This window comes from Streptomyces sp. NBC_01476, from assembly GCF_036227265.1.
Classification (GTDB): domain Bacteria; phylum Actinomycetota; class Actinomycetes; order Streptomycetales; family Streptomycetaceae; genus Actinacidiphila.
On sequence record NZ_CP109446.1, the window covers coordinates 4,303,283 to 4,320,974 of the forward strand.

Genomic DNA, 17,692 nt, shown 5'->3' on the forward strand with positions numbered 1-17,692 from the left:
CGCCCGCCGACCGCCGGCCCCGCGGGGTGGGGCGGCTGATCCGCTCAGCTCAGCGCAAGCCGATCGTTCTTAGCCGATCGTTCTTATGGGAGGTCGTTGTCATGCCGTTGCGCCGACGTCAGCTCGTCGTGTTGCCGCTTGCCGCGGGGATGGTGGGCTGGGGCGGGTGGCCGGCGCGGGCCTCCGCGGCCGGTTCCGGTCCCCGCGACGCCGCGGAATCCGTACCGTTCACCGCGGGGGAGGACGGCTACGCCGTGTACCGGGTGCCCGCCGTGGTGCGCACCCGGCGCGGCACGCTCGTGGCGTTCGCCGAGGCGCGGGCCGGGAGTTCGGACACCGGCAGCATCGTGGTGGTCGCCAGGCGCTCGGCGGACGGGGGCCGCAGCTGGGGACCGCTCGCCGTGGTGGCCGGCGACGGCAGCGACACGCACGGCAACCCGGCGCCCGTGGTGGACCCGCGTACCGGCCGGATCACTCTGCTGACCTGCACCAACGCTGCCGACGCCACCGAAGCCGCGATCATGTCCGGCACGGTACCGGCCGCGGCCGGCCGCCGCGTGTGGGTGCGGCACAGCGACGACGACGGGCGGCGCTTCAGCGCACCCCGCGAGATCACCGCCGAGGCCAAGCACCCCGGTTGGCGCTGGTACGCCACCGGCCCCGGCCACGGCGTCGCCGTGACGGCCGGTCCGCACCGGGGCCGCCTCGTGGTGGCCGCCAACCACTCCACCGCGCCGCCGGCCGGCTCCGCCGACACCGGCACCGGCACCGAGGACAAGTACTACGGCGGCCACTGCCTGCTCAGCGACGACGGCGGCACCCACTGGCGGATCGGTTTCGTGGACGGCACCCCCGACGGTGTGGTCAACGCCAACGAGTCCGCGGTGGCCGAACTCCCCGACGGCAGCCTCTACTTCAACGCCCGCGACCAGAACGGCACCGCGCCGGGCGTCCGGGTGGACGCCTGGAGCGACGACGCGGGCGAGACCCTGCGCCGCCCTTACGCGCCCCAACCCGGCCTCGCCGGACCGGTGGTGGAGGGCAGCGTGCTGCAGCCGGCCGGCGGCCCACTGCTCTTCGCCGGCCCCAGCGATCCCGCCGCCCGGGCCGCGATGGCCGTACGGGCGTCCACCGACGGCGGCCACAGCTGGACGACCGTGCGCACCCTCTCCCAGCTCCCCGCCGGATACTGCGACCTGGTCCAGAGCGCCGGCGGGGAGGTGGGCCTGCTGTACGAGAGCGGTACGACGTCCCCCTACGAGCGGATCGTCTTCACCCGCATCCCGCTGCGCGGCCTGCGGCCGTGATCCGGCCGGGACCGCCGCGCCGCCTCAGGTGTTGCCGGCGAGGTTCTGCACCCCGGAGAGGGGGCCGTTGAAGTAGTCCTGGTCGCCGGGGAAAGTGCCCGAGTCGGCGTGCTGCCAGAAGGTGTAGAAGGGCCAGCCCTTCGGCAGTGTGCCGGCGCTGGACGCGTAACGGGCCACGAAGAGCGGGTGGTTGGCCGCGAAGACGGAGCTGTTCCCGGTGCAGGTGGTCCACCAGCTGCTGGAGGTGTAGATCGTCGCCCACCGCGAGGTCTTGGCGTGCACCTCCGTGACGAAGTCCGAGATCCAGTTGACCATCGCGGACTTGCTCAGTCCGTAGCAGGTGGCGCCGTACGGGTTGTACTCGATGTCCACCATGGGCGGCAGCGTCTTGCCGTCCTTCGACCAGTTCCCGCCGTGCGCGACGAAGTAGTCGGCCTGCGCCTTGCCGGTGGACGAGTCCGGGATCGCGAAGTGGTAGGCGCCGCGGATGAGGCCGGCCTTGTAGGAGTTGGTGTAGTTCGTGTTGAAGGTGGCGTCCCGGTAGGAGGTGCCTTCGGTGGCCTTGATGTACGTGAAGCGGGCGCCCTTCTTGTAGGCGCCCGCGAAGTCGACCGTGCCCTGCCAGCTGCTGATGTCGAAACCGTTGGTCTGGGTGACCCGGGAGGTGGTCTTGCTGCCGGTGCTCTCCACGGCCCGGCCTTCGTGCGCGACGACCGTCGAGCCGAGCCAGTCGCGCTCGGGGTGGGTGGGGCGGTGGCGGGAGTCGGTGGCGCCGCTGGCCGTGCCGGGGACGGCGGTGGTCAGGGCGGCCAGCGCGGCGAGCGCGCCGCCGAGTCCCAGCAGGGAGCGGCGGCGCGAGGTCCATCGGTGTCGTGGTGCGGGTCCGGTGTACTGCATGCGGTGCCTCCAAGGTGTGGGGTGATTCCTTGGTGTGGATTTGGGCCGTGTACAGAGTGAAACCAGCGCAAATACGACCCAATAGGTGTTATTGCACCACTCCGTCCCTGCTCATGGGCGCTGGACCCGCGGGTCCGCCCGGTTCTGCCCATCGCATGGCCGCGGCGCACGACGCGCGCGCCGCCGCCGTCCGGGTGACGGCGGCGGTGACGGCGACAGTGACGGCGATGGCGACCGCGGCGGCTCCGGTGAGGGCCGCTGATGACGCATTCCTTACGGGCCGGCGGGACGGCCCCGCCGGGGAACAGCGGTCCCGGGGGCCGCGTTGACGCCGACAACAGAGAGGGGCGAGACGATGACGAACTCCGAGCAGGTAAGGAACGCGGAGCAGGTCACCCGCCAGGCCCGTTTCGGCAGGCTGCCGGAGCGGATCAGGATCGAGGACACCGTCGAGGAGACACCCGCGACCGTGCTGGACCCGGCGCGGAACACGTACAACGCCGACGAGTGGCTGATCCGTAACGTCGTCTAGCCGGACACGGAGCCGGAGCCGGGCGTGCGTGTGCGGCGGCCGGCCCCCCAGCCAGGGGGCCGGCCGCCGTGTGCTGCCGGGGCGCGCCGGTCAGGCGCCGCCGAGGTCGAACTGCTCCCAGGCGCCGATGGTGGTGCGGTTCGCGACCAGGGCGGACGCGCCGGCGTTCTCCGCGGTGACGTAACGGTTGTTCACCACGGCCTGGAAGCTGACGGTGCCGTTGGCGTTGTCGATCCGGCGGAAGGTCTCCCACTGGCTCACCGACGTGCGGTTGGCGATCAGCGGTGCGGCGCCGGCGTTCTCCGCGGTCACGATCTTCCCGTTCGCGTGTGCGCGCAGGGCGACGGCGCCGCCCCCCTGGTCCAGCAGGTCGAAGGTCTCCCACCCCTGGGCGGTCGTCCGGTTGGCGATCAGCGGTGCGGCGCCCGCCTTGTCGGCGGTCACGAAGAGCCCGTTGGCACGGGCCCGCAGGGTCACCGCCGTGCTGGTGCCCGGGCCGCCGGTGCCGCCGCCGGGCGCGGCGAGCCCGGCGAGTTCGGTGCCGGCCAGCAGGAAGCCGCCGACGCCGAAGTCGGCGGTGCTGTCGTAGGTGACCGGCTGGCTGGAGTCCGGCCGGTCGCCGACCTTCTGGATGTAGCCGAGCACGCCGTCGGGGTGGACCGCGGTGGCCACCAGTCCGTTCCAGGCGCGGGCGGCCACCGGCAGGTAGGTGGCGCTGTCCACCAGTCCCGCGCCGATCGCGTACGCGGTGCCGTAGACGAAGAAGACGGTGCCGCTGGTCTCCGGGCCGGGGAAGTGGTCCGGGTCGGCGAGGTTGACGTTCCAGAAACCGTCCGTGCGCTGCACCGCGGCCACCGCGGTGACCAGCGCGGTGAGCGTGGCACGGTACTCGGCCGCGTCGGCCTGCCCGGCGGGCAGCGCCTTGAGCACCTTGGTGTGCGCCCCGGCCACCCAGCCGTTGCCGCGTGACCAGAGCACCGGCTTGCCGGACGGTGACAGGATGCCGCCGGGCAGGAAGTTCTTGTCGCGGTACCAGAGGCCGCGGCTCGGACTGTAGAGCCCGGGGCCGCCCTCGGCGCTCTTGGTGTGCTGGTAGAGGCTGTGCATCTTGGTCCAGTAGCCGCTGTCCCCGCGCAGCGCGCCCAGCCGTGCGAACTGCGGCATCGCCATGTGCAGGGCGTCGTCCCACCACCAGTCGTCGTTCTTGCCGACCTGGTCGGTGGAGGTCATCCGGTGCAGGCAGGTCTCGATGGCGCTGATGGTGGCGTCGTCCGGCGCGGCCTCGTAGAGGTCGAGGTACGCCTGGCCCGCGCACTGGTTGTCGGCGTCGCGGGTGGTGGTCCCGCCGTTCAGCCCGTAACCGTGCTGCTCCGCCCACCCGCGGACGTAGTCGAGGTAGCCGGCGTCCCCGGTGAGCCGCTGGAGGGCCATCAGCCCGCTCATGAAGGTGGCGTTGGCCCACAGATTGTCGCCGGGATCGCTGTGTGCGCCGAGCCAGTGGTCCGCGACGCGTCGCATCACCGCCACTATCGCGTCGCGCCCCGGCAGCGTGACCGCGGGCACCGCGAACGCGGCGGCCTGTGCCTGTCCGGCGGTTCGCGCGCCTCCGGCGGCGTGTGCGGTGCCGGCTCCGAGCGCCGGCAGCGCGGCGCCGGCGAGTGCCACCCCGCCGGCCAGGAAACTTCGTCGGTCCATAGGGACGCCTCTCGTGGAAAGTCGTGGGGGGACGAGGGCTTTTTCGTGCACGGCGAACGTGCCTCCGGCGCCTGGGTGTTCACATGGGCGAACTGTGGTCGCCGACGTGACCACGAAGGCCCCGCCGACCGTAGGACTGGACCAATCCCGCGTCAACCCTCCGCGCAGCGGAAGCCCCGCACGGGGACACCGGCCAGGCCGGGTCCGGCACACCGCCCGCGTCCGCCCGGAAGGCGGCCCGCGGTGTCCGTTGGGTGCGGTCGCACGGCGGAGGGAGATCAGCTCGCTATGCCGACGGAGCGTGCGTGCCAGGCGCCGCGGGACAGGCGGCTGGTGCCGGACACCGCCTCAGGGCTGTCCCGTCATCCCCGGCGGGCGCGCGACGACAGCTGCGGCGCCTCGCTGCGTTGTCGGGCCGTCCGGATACGACCCGGTATGAGGACGACCCTCCGCCTGGCGATCCACCGCATCTGACGCCGCACGCTGATCCACCGGGGATGACGGGACAGCCCTTAGGCTGGCCAGTCCGCGGGAGGAGAGGGAGGCGGACGGGGTGGGCGAGCGGCAGCGGGCGGCCGGGGTGGTGCGGTTCTGGCGGGCCGTCGAGCTGTTCAGCCCGCAGCAGGTGCCCGCGGTGCGGCCCGCGGAGCAGGTCTTCGCGGTGCGTCCTGACCGGCCGCTGCCGTGGGAGGCGCGCAGCCCGCTGCCGGCCGCGCGGCCGGGCCACGTGTGGCAGCACACCGTCTACTGCGGGGTCTTCGCCGTCGAACGGGTCCGTGACGTGCTCGCCGAGGTGTTCCCCGACGCCGCCCAGGAGGATCTGGACGGACGGGTCGGCGGCGACAGCGCCCTGCTGGCGTTCACGGTCAACGAGGACGGCCTGCTGCTCCAGGACTCGGTGGGCGTGTCGACCTGCGCCTGGGCGGTCGGCCGCACCCGGTCGCCGGGCCCGGACGACCTCGACTGGCTGGCGGGCTTCGCCGAACAGGCGGCCCACTGCGAACGGCAACTGCTGGATCTGGGCGACGGCCGGCTCACCGTGCGGCGGGGCGGCGCGGCGGCGGGCGCGAGCGGTCTGCTCGCGGCGGCCGGGCAACTCGTGGCGAACGCGGTGACCGGGGGCGCGGTGACCGGACTGACCACGCTCGCCACCGGCGCGGTGGGCCGCCTCCTCGACGGCGTGGTGGGCGAGGCGGCGCAGGCGGCGGCCGGCGGGGCCGTGGAGAGCCTGGCGACCGGAGTGGCGGACGCGGTCCTGGGCGGGGGCGGGACACACGAGCCGGCAGCGGCGAGGGCGGACGCGGCAGCGGCACCTGCACCGGCGGACGAGGACTGGCTGCCGGAGAATCTCGGCAGCCGCCCGCTGACCTTCGAGGGCATCGCCGCCTTCACCGCCTGGCTCGCCGCCCGGCTGGGGGTGACCGCCGACCTGGTGCCCGACGCGGCCCGGGTGCGGAGCGTGCGGGTACGGGAGGAGCACGCCGGTGAGTCCACCGGCCAGGACTTCCTCAACAGCTTCGTCGCCGAGGACCTGGAACGGGTCACGGGCGAACTGGCCCGGGGCCGGACCGGCCCGGCCCTCACCACCTATCTCACCGCCGCGGAGAGCATCGACACCGCGCGGCGCCGGGACGTCCGCGAGCACCCCGCCGAGGTGCTGGCCGGCGTCGAGCCCCGGCTCGTACCGCTCGGCAGGTGGCCCTCGGCGGCCGACCGCTCGCTCGCCCTGAGCCAGCAGTTCGCCGTCAACACCCTCCTCGCGGAAGCGGCCGGACCGGCCGGCGGCGCTCTCTTCGCGGTGAACGGCCCGCCCGGCACCGGAAAGACCACCATGCTGCGGGACGTGATAGCCGCGCTGGTCACCAGCCGGGCCTGCGCGCTCGCCGAACTCGCCAGTCCCCGGGCGGCGTTCGGCAAGGCGTACACCTGGCGCAGCGAGCGGTACACCCGCACCGTCCGCCGGCTCAAGGCCGAACTGACCGGCTACGAGATGGTGGTGGCCTCCGCCAACAACGGCGCGGTGGAGAACATCACCGACGAGATCCCGGCCAGGGCCGCCATCGCCGAGCAGTGGCACGACGAGGCCGCCTACCTCAGCGGCCCGGCCCGCCTGATGCTCGGCGGCGCACCGGCGTGGGGCGCTGTCGCGGCCCGCCTCGGCAACCGCCGGAACCGCAACGACTTCACCCGGAGCTTCTGGTGGGGCAACCCCCCGCAGGGGCAGCGCAGGACCGGGACCGGGCGCCAGGGCGGCGGTACGGAACCGGGCCTGCGCCAACTCCTCAGCGGCAAGCCCGCCGGCCCCGCCGCCGAACCACCCGCCCCCGTCGACTGGCCCGCCGCGGTGCGCCGCTTCAAGGCCGCCAAGCGCCAGGTGGAGCGGCTGCGCAGCGAACGGCAGCGGGCCGCGGGCGCGTTGGCGGACCTCACCACCGTCCGGCAGGACGCCGAGGCCGCCGCCCGGAAGGCGGCGGAGGCCGCGGGCCGGCTCCCGGAGCTGGTACGGCGCGCGGCGGCGGCGCGGGAAGAAGCCGAGCGGCTGGCAGCGGTCGAGGAGGCCAGGCGGGAGCGCCGCCGGGACCACCGGGCGACCCAGCCCGACCTGATACAGAGCCTGTTCACCCTCGGCGGCGCCAACCGCTCCTGGCAGGAGGAGTACGACCGGCTCACCGCGGCACTCCAGGAGGCGGCGACGGCGGCCGAGGCGGCCCGCCGGCTCCAGGACGCGACGGACCGCGAGACGGAGTCGGCGGAGCGACTCGCCGCGGACGCCCGGGTCGCGCAGGACGCGGTGGCGGCGCTGGAACGCAAGGTCGCGCAGGCGCGGGCGCGTTGGGGCGACCACCTGCCCGACCCGGCGGCCTTCACCGCGGGCGCCGACCCGGAGACGGTGGAGCGGCGGGAGAAGTCCGCACCCTGGGCGGACGAGGAGTTCGCCACCGCCCGCACCCGGCTCTTCCTCGAAGCGCTGCGCCTGCACGAGGAGTTCCTGCGGGCCGCGGGACCGACGATGCTGGCGAACCTCGACGCGGCCATGGAAGTCGTCGGCGGCGACGCACCGAAGGACCTCCCGGCCGACGCGGTACGCGCCGCCTGGCAGAGCCTCTTCCTCGCCGTCCCCGTGGTCTCGACCACCTTCGCCTCCTTCGACCGGCTCTTCGCCGGGCTCGGCCGTGAGGACATCGGCTGGCTCTTCGTGGACGAGGCCGGGCAGGCCGCGCCGCAGCTGCCGGTCGGCGCGCTCTGGCGCAGCAGGCGGGCGCTGCTCCTCGGCGATCCGCTGCAGCTCGAACCGGTGGTCGTCCTGCCGTGGAAGGCGCAGCAGCGGCTGCGCGAGCACCACGGGGTCGCCCAGGAGTGGGCCCCGTCGTGGACGTCGGCGCAGCAGGTGGCCGACCGGACGGCCCGCTGGGGCACCACGCTGCCGGCGGACCTGCCCGACGGCTCGGCACAGGTGTGGGTGGGTGCGCCGCTGCGGGTGCACCGGCGCTGCGACGAGCCGATGTTCGGGGTGAGCAACGCCATCGCCTACGACGGTCTGATGGTCCACGCGGTGGGCGGGCGGGGGGAGTTCGCACCGCCCCGGGAGAGCTTCTGGTGGCATGTGCGGTCGCGGGAGACGACCGGCAGGTGGGTGCCGGCGGAGGGCAGGGCGCTGGCCGACGCGGTGCGGAGGCTGCGCCGGGACGGGCTGCCGGAGGACGGCCTCTTCGTGCTCAGCCCGTTCCGCGACGTCGCCTCCGGCGCCAGGTCGGTGCTGGCCGGGCTGGTGCCCCCGCACCGGATCGGCACCGTCCACACCGCGCAGGGCAAGGAGGCCGATGTGGTGCTGCTGATCCTGGGCACGCACCCCGACGCGGCCGGCTCCCGCCGCTGGGCCGCCGCCCGGCCCAACCTCCTCAACGTCGCGGTCAGCCGGGCCCGCCGCCGCCTGATCGTGATCGGCGACCACGATGCCTGGCGTGCCCAGAACCACTTCTCGGTACTGGCGGCCCGCCTCCCCCGCTTCGACCACCCGGGCCCGGCCGCCGGCCCGCGCTGAGCGGATCCGCCGCGGCGACTACCCCGGAAGACCGGGCGTACTCCTCCTTCAGCGGCCCTCAAGTGAACGTACGGACGCGGGGCAGCCGCCTTGGTGGGAGCAGCCGGCCGGGAGAACGGCCGGGTCCCGTCCCCATTCGCTGTCCGAGGTCCATCCGGCAAAGGAGCCCCCATGTACATAGGTATCGGCACGATCGTCCTCATCATCGTCATCGTGCTGATCGTCATGATGGTGCGGCGCGGCTGACGTTTTCCTCTGTCCCTGTGCTTCCCCCTGTGCCGGAACGGTCTGGAGCGGTCCACCCCTGGTGGCCGCTCAGATCTGTGTCTGGCCGCCGTTGATCTCGTAGACGGAGCCGGTGACGAAGGAGGCTTCGTCGGAGAGCAGGAACTCCACCACCGCGGCCACTTCCTCCAGGGTGCCGGGCCGGTTCATCGCCGTCTTGGCGGCGATCGTGGCGCGCACCTCGGGCGGCAGCGCCTGGGCGGACGGTCCGTCGATCGGGCCGGGTGCGACCGCGTTGATCCGGATGCCGCGCCGGGCGTACTCCACCGCGGCGGACCTGGTCAGCCCGACGATGCCGTGCTTCGAGGCGGCGTAGGCGGCCCGCCCGGCGTGTGCCATCACCCCCGCGGTGGAGGCCATGTTGACGATCGCGCCGCCGCCCCGGCCGACGAAGTAGGTCAGTTCGGCCTTCATGCTGTGGAAGATCCCGGTGAGGTTGACGTCGATGACCCGCTGCCACTGCGCCGGGTCGATCTCGTGGAGGTCGACGAGCTGCGGGGTGACGCCGGCGTTGTTGAAGGCGATGTCGAGCCCTCCGTAGGTGGCGACCGCGAACTCCACCAGCCGCTCGGTCTCTTCGAGGACCGACACGTCCGCGACGAAGGGTGTCGCCTCTCCGCCGCCGGCGCGGATCTCCCGGGCCACCCGCTCGGCGCTCTCCCGGTCGCGGTCGGCGACCACGATCCGGGCGCCGTCCCGGGTGAGCCGCTTGGCTCCCGCTTCACCGAGACCGGAGCCGGCCCCGGTGACGATGCCTGTCTTTGCGTTCACTGACACGATGAGTCTCCTTCTGGCCCGGCCGGGGGTTCCCGGACGGCGGAATTCAGTGCTGCGCGGCGGCTGCCGCGGGTGCCGCGGATGACACGGTGAAGACCGCGCCCGCCGGATCGGTGAGGACCGCGATCGTGCCGTGCTCCATCGCGGTGGCGGGCATCAGTACGCTGCCGCCGAGGCCGGTGACCGCTTCGGCCGCGTCGGCGGCGTCGGCGACGGCGAAGTACACGTCCCAGTAGGGCGGGACGGAGGCGGGCATCGCGGGCGGTCGCGGCAGCAGGCCGGCCCGGGGCCGGCCGTCCGACCGGAACGCGCGCCGCCGCAGCGGGCCTTCGGGTTCTGAGACGGTCCAGCCGAGGACCGAGCCGTAGAAGGCCGCGGACTTCTCCGGGTCATCGGTGATCAGCTCGCTCCAGGAGAAGGTGCCCGGTTCGGCCACGGCACCCGCTCCCTGGTGCGCGCCGGCCTGCCACACCGCGAACCGCGCGCCGCTGTGGTCGGCGAAGAGCGCCGCGCGGCCCGCGGTCCCGAGGTCGTGCGGTGCGCGCAGGACGCTGCCGCCCGCGACGGTGACCTTCTCGGCCGTCCGGTCGGCGTCGGCGACGTTGACGTACATCGTCCAGGCCGCCTGCTCGGTGTCCGGGTCGTGGCCGACCGCTGCCACCGGGCGCCCCCGGAGCAGGCCGGTCCTGCGGGCCGCCCCGGACGGTTCCCGGTAGGTCCAGCCGAAGAGCCGCCCGTAGAAGCCGGCGCCGGCGGGGTCCGGGGTGGTGAGCTCGACCCACGACGGCACGCCGTCCTCGTACGCCTCGATATCCATGGCCTCTCCTCGCTTCAGGTCGCGTGCCGCCGCATCCGGCAGCGTGTGTCAACCGTAGACGACTGTGTCAGTCGATGACAACTTTGCGAGTGGGTGACGTTCGTGTCATGTTATGCTCTGGGCCGTGAGAGATGCGGGAGCGCGACGGTCGGGTCTGCGGGAGGCGACGCGCCGGGCCGTGCAGGCCGAGATCGCGAACGCCGCGATGGCGCTCTTCATGGAGCAGGGGTACGAGGAGACGACCGTCGACCAGGTTGCCGCTGCGGTCGGCATGTCGGGGCGCAGCGTCTTCCGCTACTTCGCCACCAAGGAAGACATGGTCGTGGGCTCCATGCTGCAGGTCGGCCACGACCTGGCCGCGGCTCTTGAGGCGCGGCCGGCCGAGGAGCCGGCCTGGGAGGCGCTGCGCCGTGCGCTGGACGGACCGCTGCGGGCGCTGAAGGACGACGGCGGTGTCGCGCGCGCCAGGTCCACGCTGCTCGCCACCACCCCCTCGCTGCGTGCCGCCCAGCAGCAGAAGCACGCCCAGTGGAACGAACTCCTCGTCCCCGGTATCACCCCGCGGCTCGAAGGCCCCGCCGCGGCGCGGCAGTTGCAGGCCCGCGCCATCGTCGCCGCCGCGCTCGCCTGCCTGGACACGGCGGTGGACGCGTGGACCCGGCCGGAGAACGATCAGGAACTCGACGTGCTGCTCGACGCGGCGATCGCCGCGGTCCGCGGCTGATCCCCGCCGGAACCCGGCCTGCCAAGGGTCCGTTTACGTCCATCGGAGTGACGCGGGGCACAACCGATTTGTGCCGGTACGCCCGGGCGGGATGGAGTGAGGACACAACCGGTCCGGCGCCGTATCGCGGTGGCTGTCCAGCGAACCGGCCGGTCCCGCACACCCTGTGGAGGTCACGTGTCCTCATTCCGTCTGCCCGCCCGCTCCTCCTCGCGTACGTTCCGTGTGACGGTGACCGCGGCCGCGGCGATCGCGGCGGTCGCCGCGATCGCCGGCCTCACCAGCGCTTCCGGGGCCCCGGCCCCCGCCGCGGCCCAGGCCGCCGCGCCGAGCGGTTCCGCCCTGGAGTGGGTCGCGGTGAAGAGCGCCGACACCCAGCCGAAGACGCTGACGCTCGGGGCGAGTTGGGTCACCCACCTCGAAGTGCACCAGAGCGAGGACGGCAAGCCCGGCCGGACCATCGGGGACGGCAGCGCCAAGTGCTCGGTGGTGGACGTCACCTCGCAGGGCGCGATCACCCAGTGCCAGCGGGTGCTGCGCACCGCCGGCGGCGATCTGGCGCTGAGCGCGATGATCGACCGCTTCGGCGCGGGGCCGTACACGGGCGACTCGGCGATCGTCGGCGGCACCGGTGACTACGCGGGCGCCGGCGGCGAGGCGCGGATCACCCTGGACGGCAAGCTCGTCCGCTTCACGCTGCACCTGGACCGCTGAGCCGGATGACCCAGTACGCGACACCCGGACCGGTGCGGTGCCCGGCCGGTCCGGCCGCGGAGGCCGGGATCCGGCGCGGGGCGCGGGAGTTCCTCCTGCACCCCGGGACACCCGTCGAGGGTGACCGCACGGACCGGCTCGCCGCGGCGCTCGCCGGGATCGAGGCGACCGGCACCTACCGGCAGACCACCGCGGAACTGGCCCACGGCTGCCGGACCGCCTGGCGCAACCATGCCCGCTGCGTGGGCCGGCTGCACTGGAAGGCGCTGCGGGTGCTCGACCGGCGCGACGCGACGAGCGCCGAGGAGATCTTCGAGGCGTGCGTGGAGCACCTGCGGCTGGCCACCAACGGCGGCAGGCTCCTGCCGGTCATCACCGTCTTCGGCCCGAGCGGCCCGGAAAGCCCCGGGCCGCGCATCTGGAACCCCCAACTGGTCCGGTACGCCGGGTACGCCCGCCCGGACGCCGCCGTGCTCGGCGACCCGCTGCACCTCGGGATCACCGCGGCGGCCGAGGCGCTCGGCTGGCGCGGCGCCGGCACCGCCTTCGACATCCTGCCGCTCATCGTGCAACTGCCCGGTGAACAGCCGCGCTGGTTCGAGCTGCCGGCTGACGCGGTGCTCGAAGTCGACCTGGTGCACCCGGAGTTCGACTGGTTCGCGGAGCTCGGCCTGCGCTGGCACGCGGTGCCCGCCATCTCCGACATGGCGCTGGAGATCGGCGGGATCACCTACCCCGCCTGCCCGTTCAACGGCTGGTACGTCGGTTATGAGATCGGCGCGCGCAACCTCGCCGACGCCGACCGCTACGCCATGCTGCCGCAGGTCGCCGCCGGGCTCGGACTGGACATGAGCCGGGACGACACGCTCTGGAAGGACCGCGCGCTGGTCGAACTGAACCGGGCCGTCCTCCACTCCTTCCGGCAGGCCGGCGTCCACATGGTCGACCACCACACCGTGACCCGGCAGTTCGTCACCCACGAGGAACGCGAACGGCGCCGCGGCCGGGAGACCCCCGCCGAGCGGGACTGGATCGTGCCGCCGCTGTCCGCCTGCCTCACCCCGGTCTTCCCCCGCACGTACACCAGTTCACCGCAGTCCCCTGACTTCCACCGCCAGGAACCCGCGTGGGGTTCGGACCGCACCGCCGCACGCCCTGCCCCGTAGGGCGCGGCCGGCCGCCCGGCTCAGAGACCGAAGAGCCGTGCCGCGTTGTCGTGGCAGACCGCCCGCAGCCACGGCGTCCCGAGGCCGGTCCGTTCCAGCGCGTGCAGCGCTTCGGCATAGGGATAGGGGATGTTGGGGAAGTCCGTGCCGAGCAGGACCCGGTCCCCCAGGCCGCCGAGGCGGGGGAGCGCGCCGCGCGGGAAGGGCGCGTCCTCCTCGGCGAACGCGGTGAAGGCCATCGTGGTGTCGAGCATGACCCGGTCGTGGCGCTCGGCCAGGGAAAGGAACTCCTCGTACTCCGGCATCCCCAAGTGGGCGACGACCAGCGGCAGCCGGGGGTGCCGCGCGAGCAGCGCGGCGATCGGCTCAGGACCGGTGAAGGCGCCGGGCGCCGGCCCGGAGCCGCAGTGGGTCACCACCGGCACCCCGGCCTCGGCGAGCAGGCCCCACACCCCGTCGAGCAGCGGGTCGTTGGGGTCGAAACCGCCCACCTGCACATGGCACTTGAAGACCCGCGCCCCCTGGTCCAGGGCGCGCCGCACATCCTCGACGGCGCCGGGCTCGGCGAAGAACGTCGCGGTGTGCAGACAGTCCGGCGTCCGCGCGGCGAAGCCGGCCGACCAGTCGTTGAGCCACCGGGCCATACCCGGCTTGTGCGGATAGAGCATCGAGGTGAAGGCCCGGACCCCGAAGCCGCGCAGCACGTCCAGCCGCCGCTCCTCCGCCAGCCGGTAGGTGATCGGCCAGGGGCGCCCCACCAGCGGCCCGGCCGCGTCGAAGTACGCCCAGACCTTGGCCAGCAGCCGCTCGGGCATGAAGTGCGTGTGGATGTCGATCAGCGAGGGCAGCCCCATCGCGCGGCGCCAGTCGGCGACCTCGGCCGGCTCGGTCCCGGCGGCCACCGTCCCCGCGCCGCTGCTGTCACCGGCGGGCCCGGGGCTCCCGGCGTCCCCGTGCGGGCGGGCGTACTGCGTACCGGACGGCATGATCGCCACTCTAACCACCCGCCGGACGGGCGGGCCGGTGCGGTCAGACCGGCGGGACCGGCTCCCAGCCGGACCGGTCGCGCGGCTGCTCACGGGCCGGGGAGGCGGCCGGCACCCGCAGGATGCGCAGCATCGTGGTCTGCAGGGCCTCGCGCAGCTCCTCGTCGGTCAGGTCGACCAGATCGGGGAGGCTGTCGGTGACGGAGAACACCGCGTTGTAGGAGAGCCGTTCGGCGCCGGTCGGGTGCTCGCCGAAGAAGAGGGTGAGGCCCCGCAGCCGCAGCGACTCGGCGGTCCCGTCCTTGTCCGGCCGCTTGCTGTGCTTCGCGTCCGGGTCGGTCGAGGCCATCACCGCGTAGTGGCGGTTCTCCACCAGGAAGTCGACGAAGCCGGAGACCACATGGTCGATCCGGGCCCGCCGTCCGCGCATCGCCTCCGCCTGGTCGAGCAGGGCTTCCATCCGCAGGATGCCCGGCATCATCGCGGCGTGCAGGATGTCGTGCTTGGCCCGGAAGTGGTAGTACACGGCGGCCTTGGTCAGCCCCAGCTCATCCGCGATCATCTGCAGCGACGTGGCGGTGTAGCCCCGCTCGATGAAGAGCCGCTGGGCAGTCCCCAGGATCTGCTGCCTGGTCTGCTCGGCCTGCACCGCACGGGTCGACATGCCCTTGGCAGGCGTCGGCATGGATGTGTTCCTCCTTCGTGGCCCACATCACAGCATACAAGCTCGGGGCAGGCCACTCACCGGCCGATCGGCTAGCGATTCACTTGCCGCCTAACTAGTGACTCACCATACATCGGCTAGCGATTCGCTTGACGATCGGCAAGTGAAATGTCTAGCGTCGGCGGTGGCGTCCGAGATCCGCGACCGGCTGTGGAGATATCTACCCATGTCAAGCTATCTGTACCGACTCGCCCGGTTCGCGTTCCGGCGACGTCGGCTCGTTCTGGGGCTGTGGCTGGCTGCCGCCGTCGCCGCCATCGCCATCGCCCAGGCGAGCGGCGGCAAGACGAACGACAACTTCACCATTCCGAACACCGAGGCCCAGAACGCCTCCGACGTCCTCTCCGCGAAGCTGCCGGCCTTCAGCGGCGGCCAGAGCACGATCGTCTTCGCCACCCACGGCGGCGCCAAGGTCAGCGATCCGGCCGACAAGGCGGCGATCGAGAAGGCACTCACCACCATCAAGTCGGTGCCGCAGGTGTCCTCGGTGGTGGATCCCTTCACCGCCGACCTCGTCTCACCGAGCGGCAGCATCGCGCTCGGCCAGGTGCAGTGGTCGGCCAAGCCGCCCGACGTCAAGGACGCCGGCCTCGACGCGGTCAAGGAAGCGGTGAAGCCGGTCCAGGCGGCCGGCGTCCAGGTCGAGTACAACGGCAGCGTCTATCCGGGCTGGCGCACAGAGATCTCCGAAGTGCCCGAACTGATCGGCCTGATCGTCGCGTTCGTCATCCTGATGGTCACCTTCGGCGCCTTCGTGGCCGCCGGCATGCCGATCCTGGGGGCGATCATCGGCGTGGTCACCACCTTGATGGGCATCACGGCCGTCGCCTCGGTGGTCACGATCGCCTCGGCCTCGACCACCGTCGCGCTGATGCTCGGCCTGTCCTGCGGCATCGACTACGGCCTGTTCATCCTCTCCCGGCACCGCACCAACCTGCTCAACGGCATGACACCGGAGGAGTCGGTGCCGCTGGCCATGGGCACGGCGGGCAGTTCGGTGGTCTTCGCCGGCCTCACGGTGATCATCGCGCTCTGCGGTCTGACCGTGGTCGGCATCCCGTTCCTGACCGTCATGGGGGTGGCCGCCGCGGCGTCCGTGGCCGTCGCGCTGCTGATCGCGCTGACGCTGGTGCCCGCGCTGCTGGGCTTCGCCGGGCCGAAGGTGGCGCGGTTCACCCGCCTGCCGGTGCTCGGCAGGCGCGCGGAGAAGGTCGCCCGCCGGTCCGCCGCCGACCCGGAGAGCCCGGCCGGCGCGCGCTGGGCCCGATTCGTCGTCCGCAACCGGGTGCTCGTCCTGATCGGCGGCATCGTGCTGCTCGGCGTCCTCGCGATCCCGGCCACCCAGATCCAGCTCGGGCTGCCCAGCGGCGCCTCGCAGTCCAAGGACAACACCCAGCGCAAGGCGTACGACCTCACCACCGAGGGCTTCGGCGCCGGCTTCAACGGCGCGCTGCTGATCGTCGCCCAGGACGTCGACGGCGCGGCGGACACCCAGCAGATCGCCGGAGCGCTCGCCAAGGTGCCCGATGTCGCCAAGGTGACCCCGCTGGCGGCGAAGAACGACATCTCGCTGGTCCGGGTGATCCCGAAGTCCGGGCCGAACGACACGGCCACCGCCGATCTCGTCCACAAGCTCCGTGACGACCGGGCGGCCATCGAGGGCTCCACCGGCGCGCACATCCTGGTCGGCGGCACCACCGCGTCCAACATCGACGTCTCGTCGAAGCTCTCCGGCGCGCTGCCGGTCTTCCTGATCGTCGTGGTCGGCCTGGCGTTCGTCCTGCTGACCTTCGCCTTCCGGACGATCCTGGTGCCGGTCAAGTCGATCCTGGGCTTCCTGCTCTCGATGGCCGCCGCGCTGGGCGCACAGGTGGCGATCTTCCAGTGGGGCTGGGGCGAGCACATCTTCGGCATCACACCGTCCGAGACGATCAGCTTCCTGCCGATCATCATGCTGGCGATCATCTTCGGCCTCTCCAGCGACTACGAGGTCTTCGTCGTCTCGCGGATCAAGGAGGACTACACCAAGAACGGCGACGCCCGCCGGGCGGTCGAGCGCGGCACCGGGGTGTCGGCCCGGGTGGTCACCGCGGCGGCGCTGATCATGTTCTTCATCTTCGTCGCGTTCATGTTCACCAACGACCCCACCATCAAGGCGATCGGCTTCAGCTTCGCGGTCGGGGTCTTCCTCGACGCCTTCGTGGTACGGCTCACGCTGGTGCCCGCGGTGATGGCGATCGTCCGGTCGAAGCTCTGGTACCACCCGCGGTGGTTCGCCAGGTACGTCCCCGACCCCGACATCGAGGGGCAGCGGCTGGAGGACCGGCTCGCCGGCCATGAGCTGGAAACGGCGGGCGCCCCGGGCGGGCGGGGGCACGGCGACAGCTGACCGCCGGATACGCGGAACCGCCGGATCCCCTGCCGCATGCGGCAGGGGATCCGGCGGTTCGCGGCGAGGTCGGGTGGCCCGGCGGTTCGCGGCGAGGTCGGCGGGGTGATCCGGCAGTTCCGGGCGAGGTGGGCGGGTGACCCGGCGGCTCCCGGCAGGGTCAGCCGGCGACGTCCTCACCGGAGAACGCGCCCGCCATCCGGAGCCACCGGGCGGCCTCGTCCCTGCGGCCCTGGCGTTCCAGGGTGCGGCCCAGCATCAGGTGGGCGTAGTGCTCGACCGGGTCGCTGGCAATGACCGCCCGCAGTTCCTCCTCGGCCCGCCGCAGCTGCGCCGAGTGGTAGTACGCGCGGGCCAGCAGCAGCCGGGCCGCCACGTGCTCGGGGAACTCGGCGACCACGCCGAGCAGCAGCTTCGCTGCGTCCGCGTAGTGCTTCTCGGCGAAGAGCAGTTCGGCCCGCTGCCAGCGCTCCGCGGCGCTCTCCTGGTGGAGCGTGACCACCCCGCCGGCTCCCTCGGCCCCCTGGCCGCCGTCCGCGTCGAAGAGGTGGAGCGCGCCCACCCAGCGGTCGGCGGTGGGCTCGCCGTCGGGGCGGTAGCTGCTGAACCTGTCGGTCATGACGGCTCCTCTCCGGAG

Annotated in this window: 14 protein-coding genes; 7 read left to right on the plus strand and 7 right to left on the minus strand. The window is 73.0% G+C overall.

All coding sequences use genetic code 11. The annotated features are described in order from the left end of the window. The first annotated feature begins 101 nt into the window (after window positions 1-101). The gene (locus tag OG552_RS18825; RefSeq protein ID WP_329134392.1) at window positions 102-1,307 is read left to right on the plus strand and encodes a sialidase family protein; all 1,206 of its coding nucleotides are present in this window, start codon (window positions 102-104) and stop codon (window positions 1,305-1,307) included. A gap of 24 nt (window positions 1,308-1,331) precedes the next feature. Here the strand turns inward: OG552_RS18825 and OG552_RS18830 are convergent, their stop codons facing one another. Further along, on the minus strand, window positions 1,332-2,204 hold the full coding sequence (locus tag OG552_RS18830) for a lysozyme (RefSeq protein WP_329134394.1): 873 nt from the start codon (window positions 2,202-2,204) through the stop codon (window positions 1,332-1,334). A 355-nt stretch (window positions 2,205-2,559) separates the two neighbouring features. On the opposite strand from OG552_RS18830, the gene OG552_RS18835 reads away from it, so the two are divergent. Beyond that, window positions 2,560-2,736 (plus strand): hypothetical protein, encoded by a 177-nt coding sequence (locus OG552_RS18835; protein ID WP_329134396.1) that lies wholly within the window; start codon window positions 2,560-2,562, stop codon window positions 2,734-2,736. Between the two features lie 90 nt (window positions 2,737-2,826). Here OG552_RS18835 and OG552_RS18840 read toward each other — a convergent pair whose 3' ends face one another. Beyond that, window positions 2,827-4,431 (minus strand): glycoside hydrolase family 88 protein, encoded by a 1,605-nt coding sequence (locus OG552_RS18840; protein ID WP_329134398.1) that lies wholly within the window; start codon window positions 4,429-4,431, stop codon window positions 2,827-2,829. Between the two features lie 553 nt (window positions 4,432-4,984). Here OG552_RS18840 and OG552_RS18845 point away from each other — a divergent pair. Next, complete coding sequence (locus OG552_RS18845) at window positions 4,985-8,473, plus strand: DEAD/DEAH box helicase (RefSeq protein WP_329134400.1); 3,489 nt, start codon at window positions 4,985-4,987, stop codon at window positions 8,471-8,473. 315 nt (window positions 8,474-8,788) lie between these two features. Here the strand turns inward: OG552_RS18845 and OG552_RS18850 are convergent, their stop codons facing one another. Together OG552_RS18850 and OG552_RS18855 are read right to left on the minus strand one after the other, a co-directional pair. Then, the gene (locus OG552_RS18850) at window positions 8,789-9,535 is read right to left on the minus strand and encodes an SDR family NAD(P)-dependent oxidoreductase (RefSeq protein WP_329134402.1); all 747 of its coding nucleotides are present in this window, start codon (window positions 9,533-9,535) and stop codon (window positions 8,789-8,791) included. Between the two features lie 46 nt (window positions 9,536-9,581). Beyond that, window positions 9,582-10,352, minus strand: coding sequence for a VOC family protein (locus tag OG552_RS18855; RefSeq protein ID WP_329134404.1), 771 nt, complete (start codon window positions 10,350-10,352; stop codon window positions 9,582-9,584). Between the two features lie 124 nt (window positions 10,353-10,476). Here OG552_RS18855 and OG552_RS18860 point away from each other — a divergent pair, with 124 nt between their 5' ends. The 3 genes from OG552_RS18860 to OG552_RS18870 all read left to right on the plus strand — a co-directional run bounded on the left by OG552_RS18860 (window position 10,477) and on the right by OG552_RS18870 (window position 12,956). Beyond that, window positions 10,477-11,076 (plus strand): TetR/AcrR family transcriptional regulator, encoded by a 600-nt coding sequence (locus OG552_RS18860; RefSeq protein ID WP_329134406.1) that lies wholly within the window; start codon window positions 10,477-10,479, stop codon window positions 11,074-11,076. A gap of 177 nt (window positions 11,077-11,253) precedes the next feature. After that, window positions 11,254-11,790, plus strand: a complete 537-nt coding sequence (locus tag OG552_RS18865; RefSeq protein WP_329134408.1) for a hypothetical protein — start codon at window positions 11,254-11,256, stop codon at window positions 11,788-11,790. A 5-nt stretch (window positions 11,791-11,795) separates the two neighbouring features. After that, window positions 11,796-12,956: a nitric oxide synthase oxygenase gene (locus OG552_RS18870; RefSeq protein WP_329134410.1), complete on the plus strand. Its 1,161-nt coding sequence runs from the start codon at window positions 11,796-11,798 to the stop codon at window positions 12,954-12,956. Between the two features lie 20 nt (window positions 12,957-12,976). Here OG552_RS18870 and OG552_RS18875 read toward each other — a convergent pair whose 3' ends face one another. Next, complete coding sequence (locus OG552_RS18875) at window positions 12,977-13,810, minus strand: amidohydrolase family protein (RefSeq protein ID WP_329140943.1); 834 nt, start codon at window positions 13,808-13,810, stop codon at window positions 12,977-12,979. Between the two features lie 175 nt (window positions 13,811-13,985). Next, window positions 13,986-14,627: a TetR/AcrR family transcriptional regulator gene (locus OG552_RS18880; RefSeq protein ID WP_329134412.1), complete on the minus strand. Its 642-nt coding sequence runs from the start codon at window positions 14,625-14,627 to the stop codon at window positions 13,986-13,988. A 205-nt stretch (window positions 14,628-14,832) separates the two neighbouring features. On the opposite strand from OG552_RS18880, the gene OG552_RS18885 reads away from it, so the two are divergent. Next, window positions 14,833-17,055, plus strand: coding sequence for an MMPL family transporter (locus OG552_RS18885; protein WP_329134414.1), 2,223 nt, complete (start codon window positions 14,833-14,835; stop codon window positions 17,053-17,055). Between the two features lie 160 nt (window positions 17,056-17,215). Here OG552_RS18885 and OG552_RS18890 read toward each other — a convergent pair whose 3' ends face one another. Next, entirely contained in the window at window positions 17,216-17,674 is a 459-nt protein-coding gene (locus OG552_RS18890) for a tetratricopeptide repeat protein (RefSeq protein ID WP_329134415.1), read from the minus strand. Window positions 17,675-17,692: the final 18 nt, after the last annotated feature.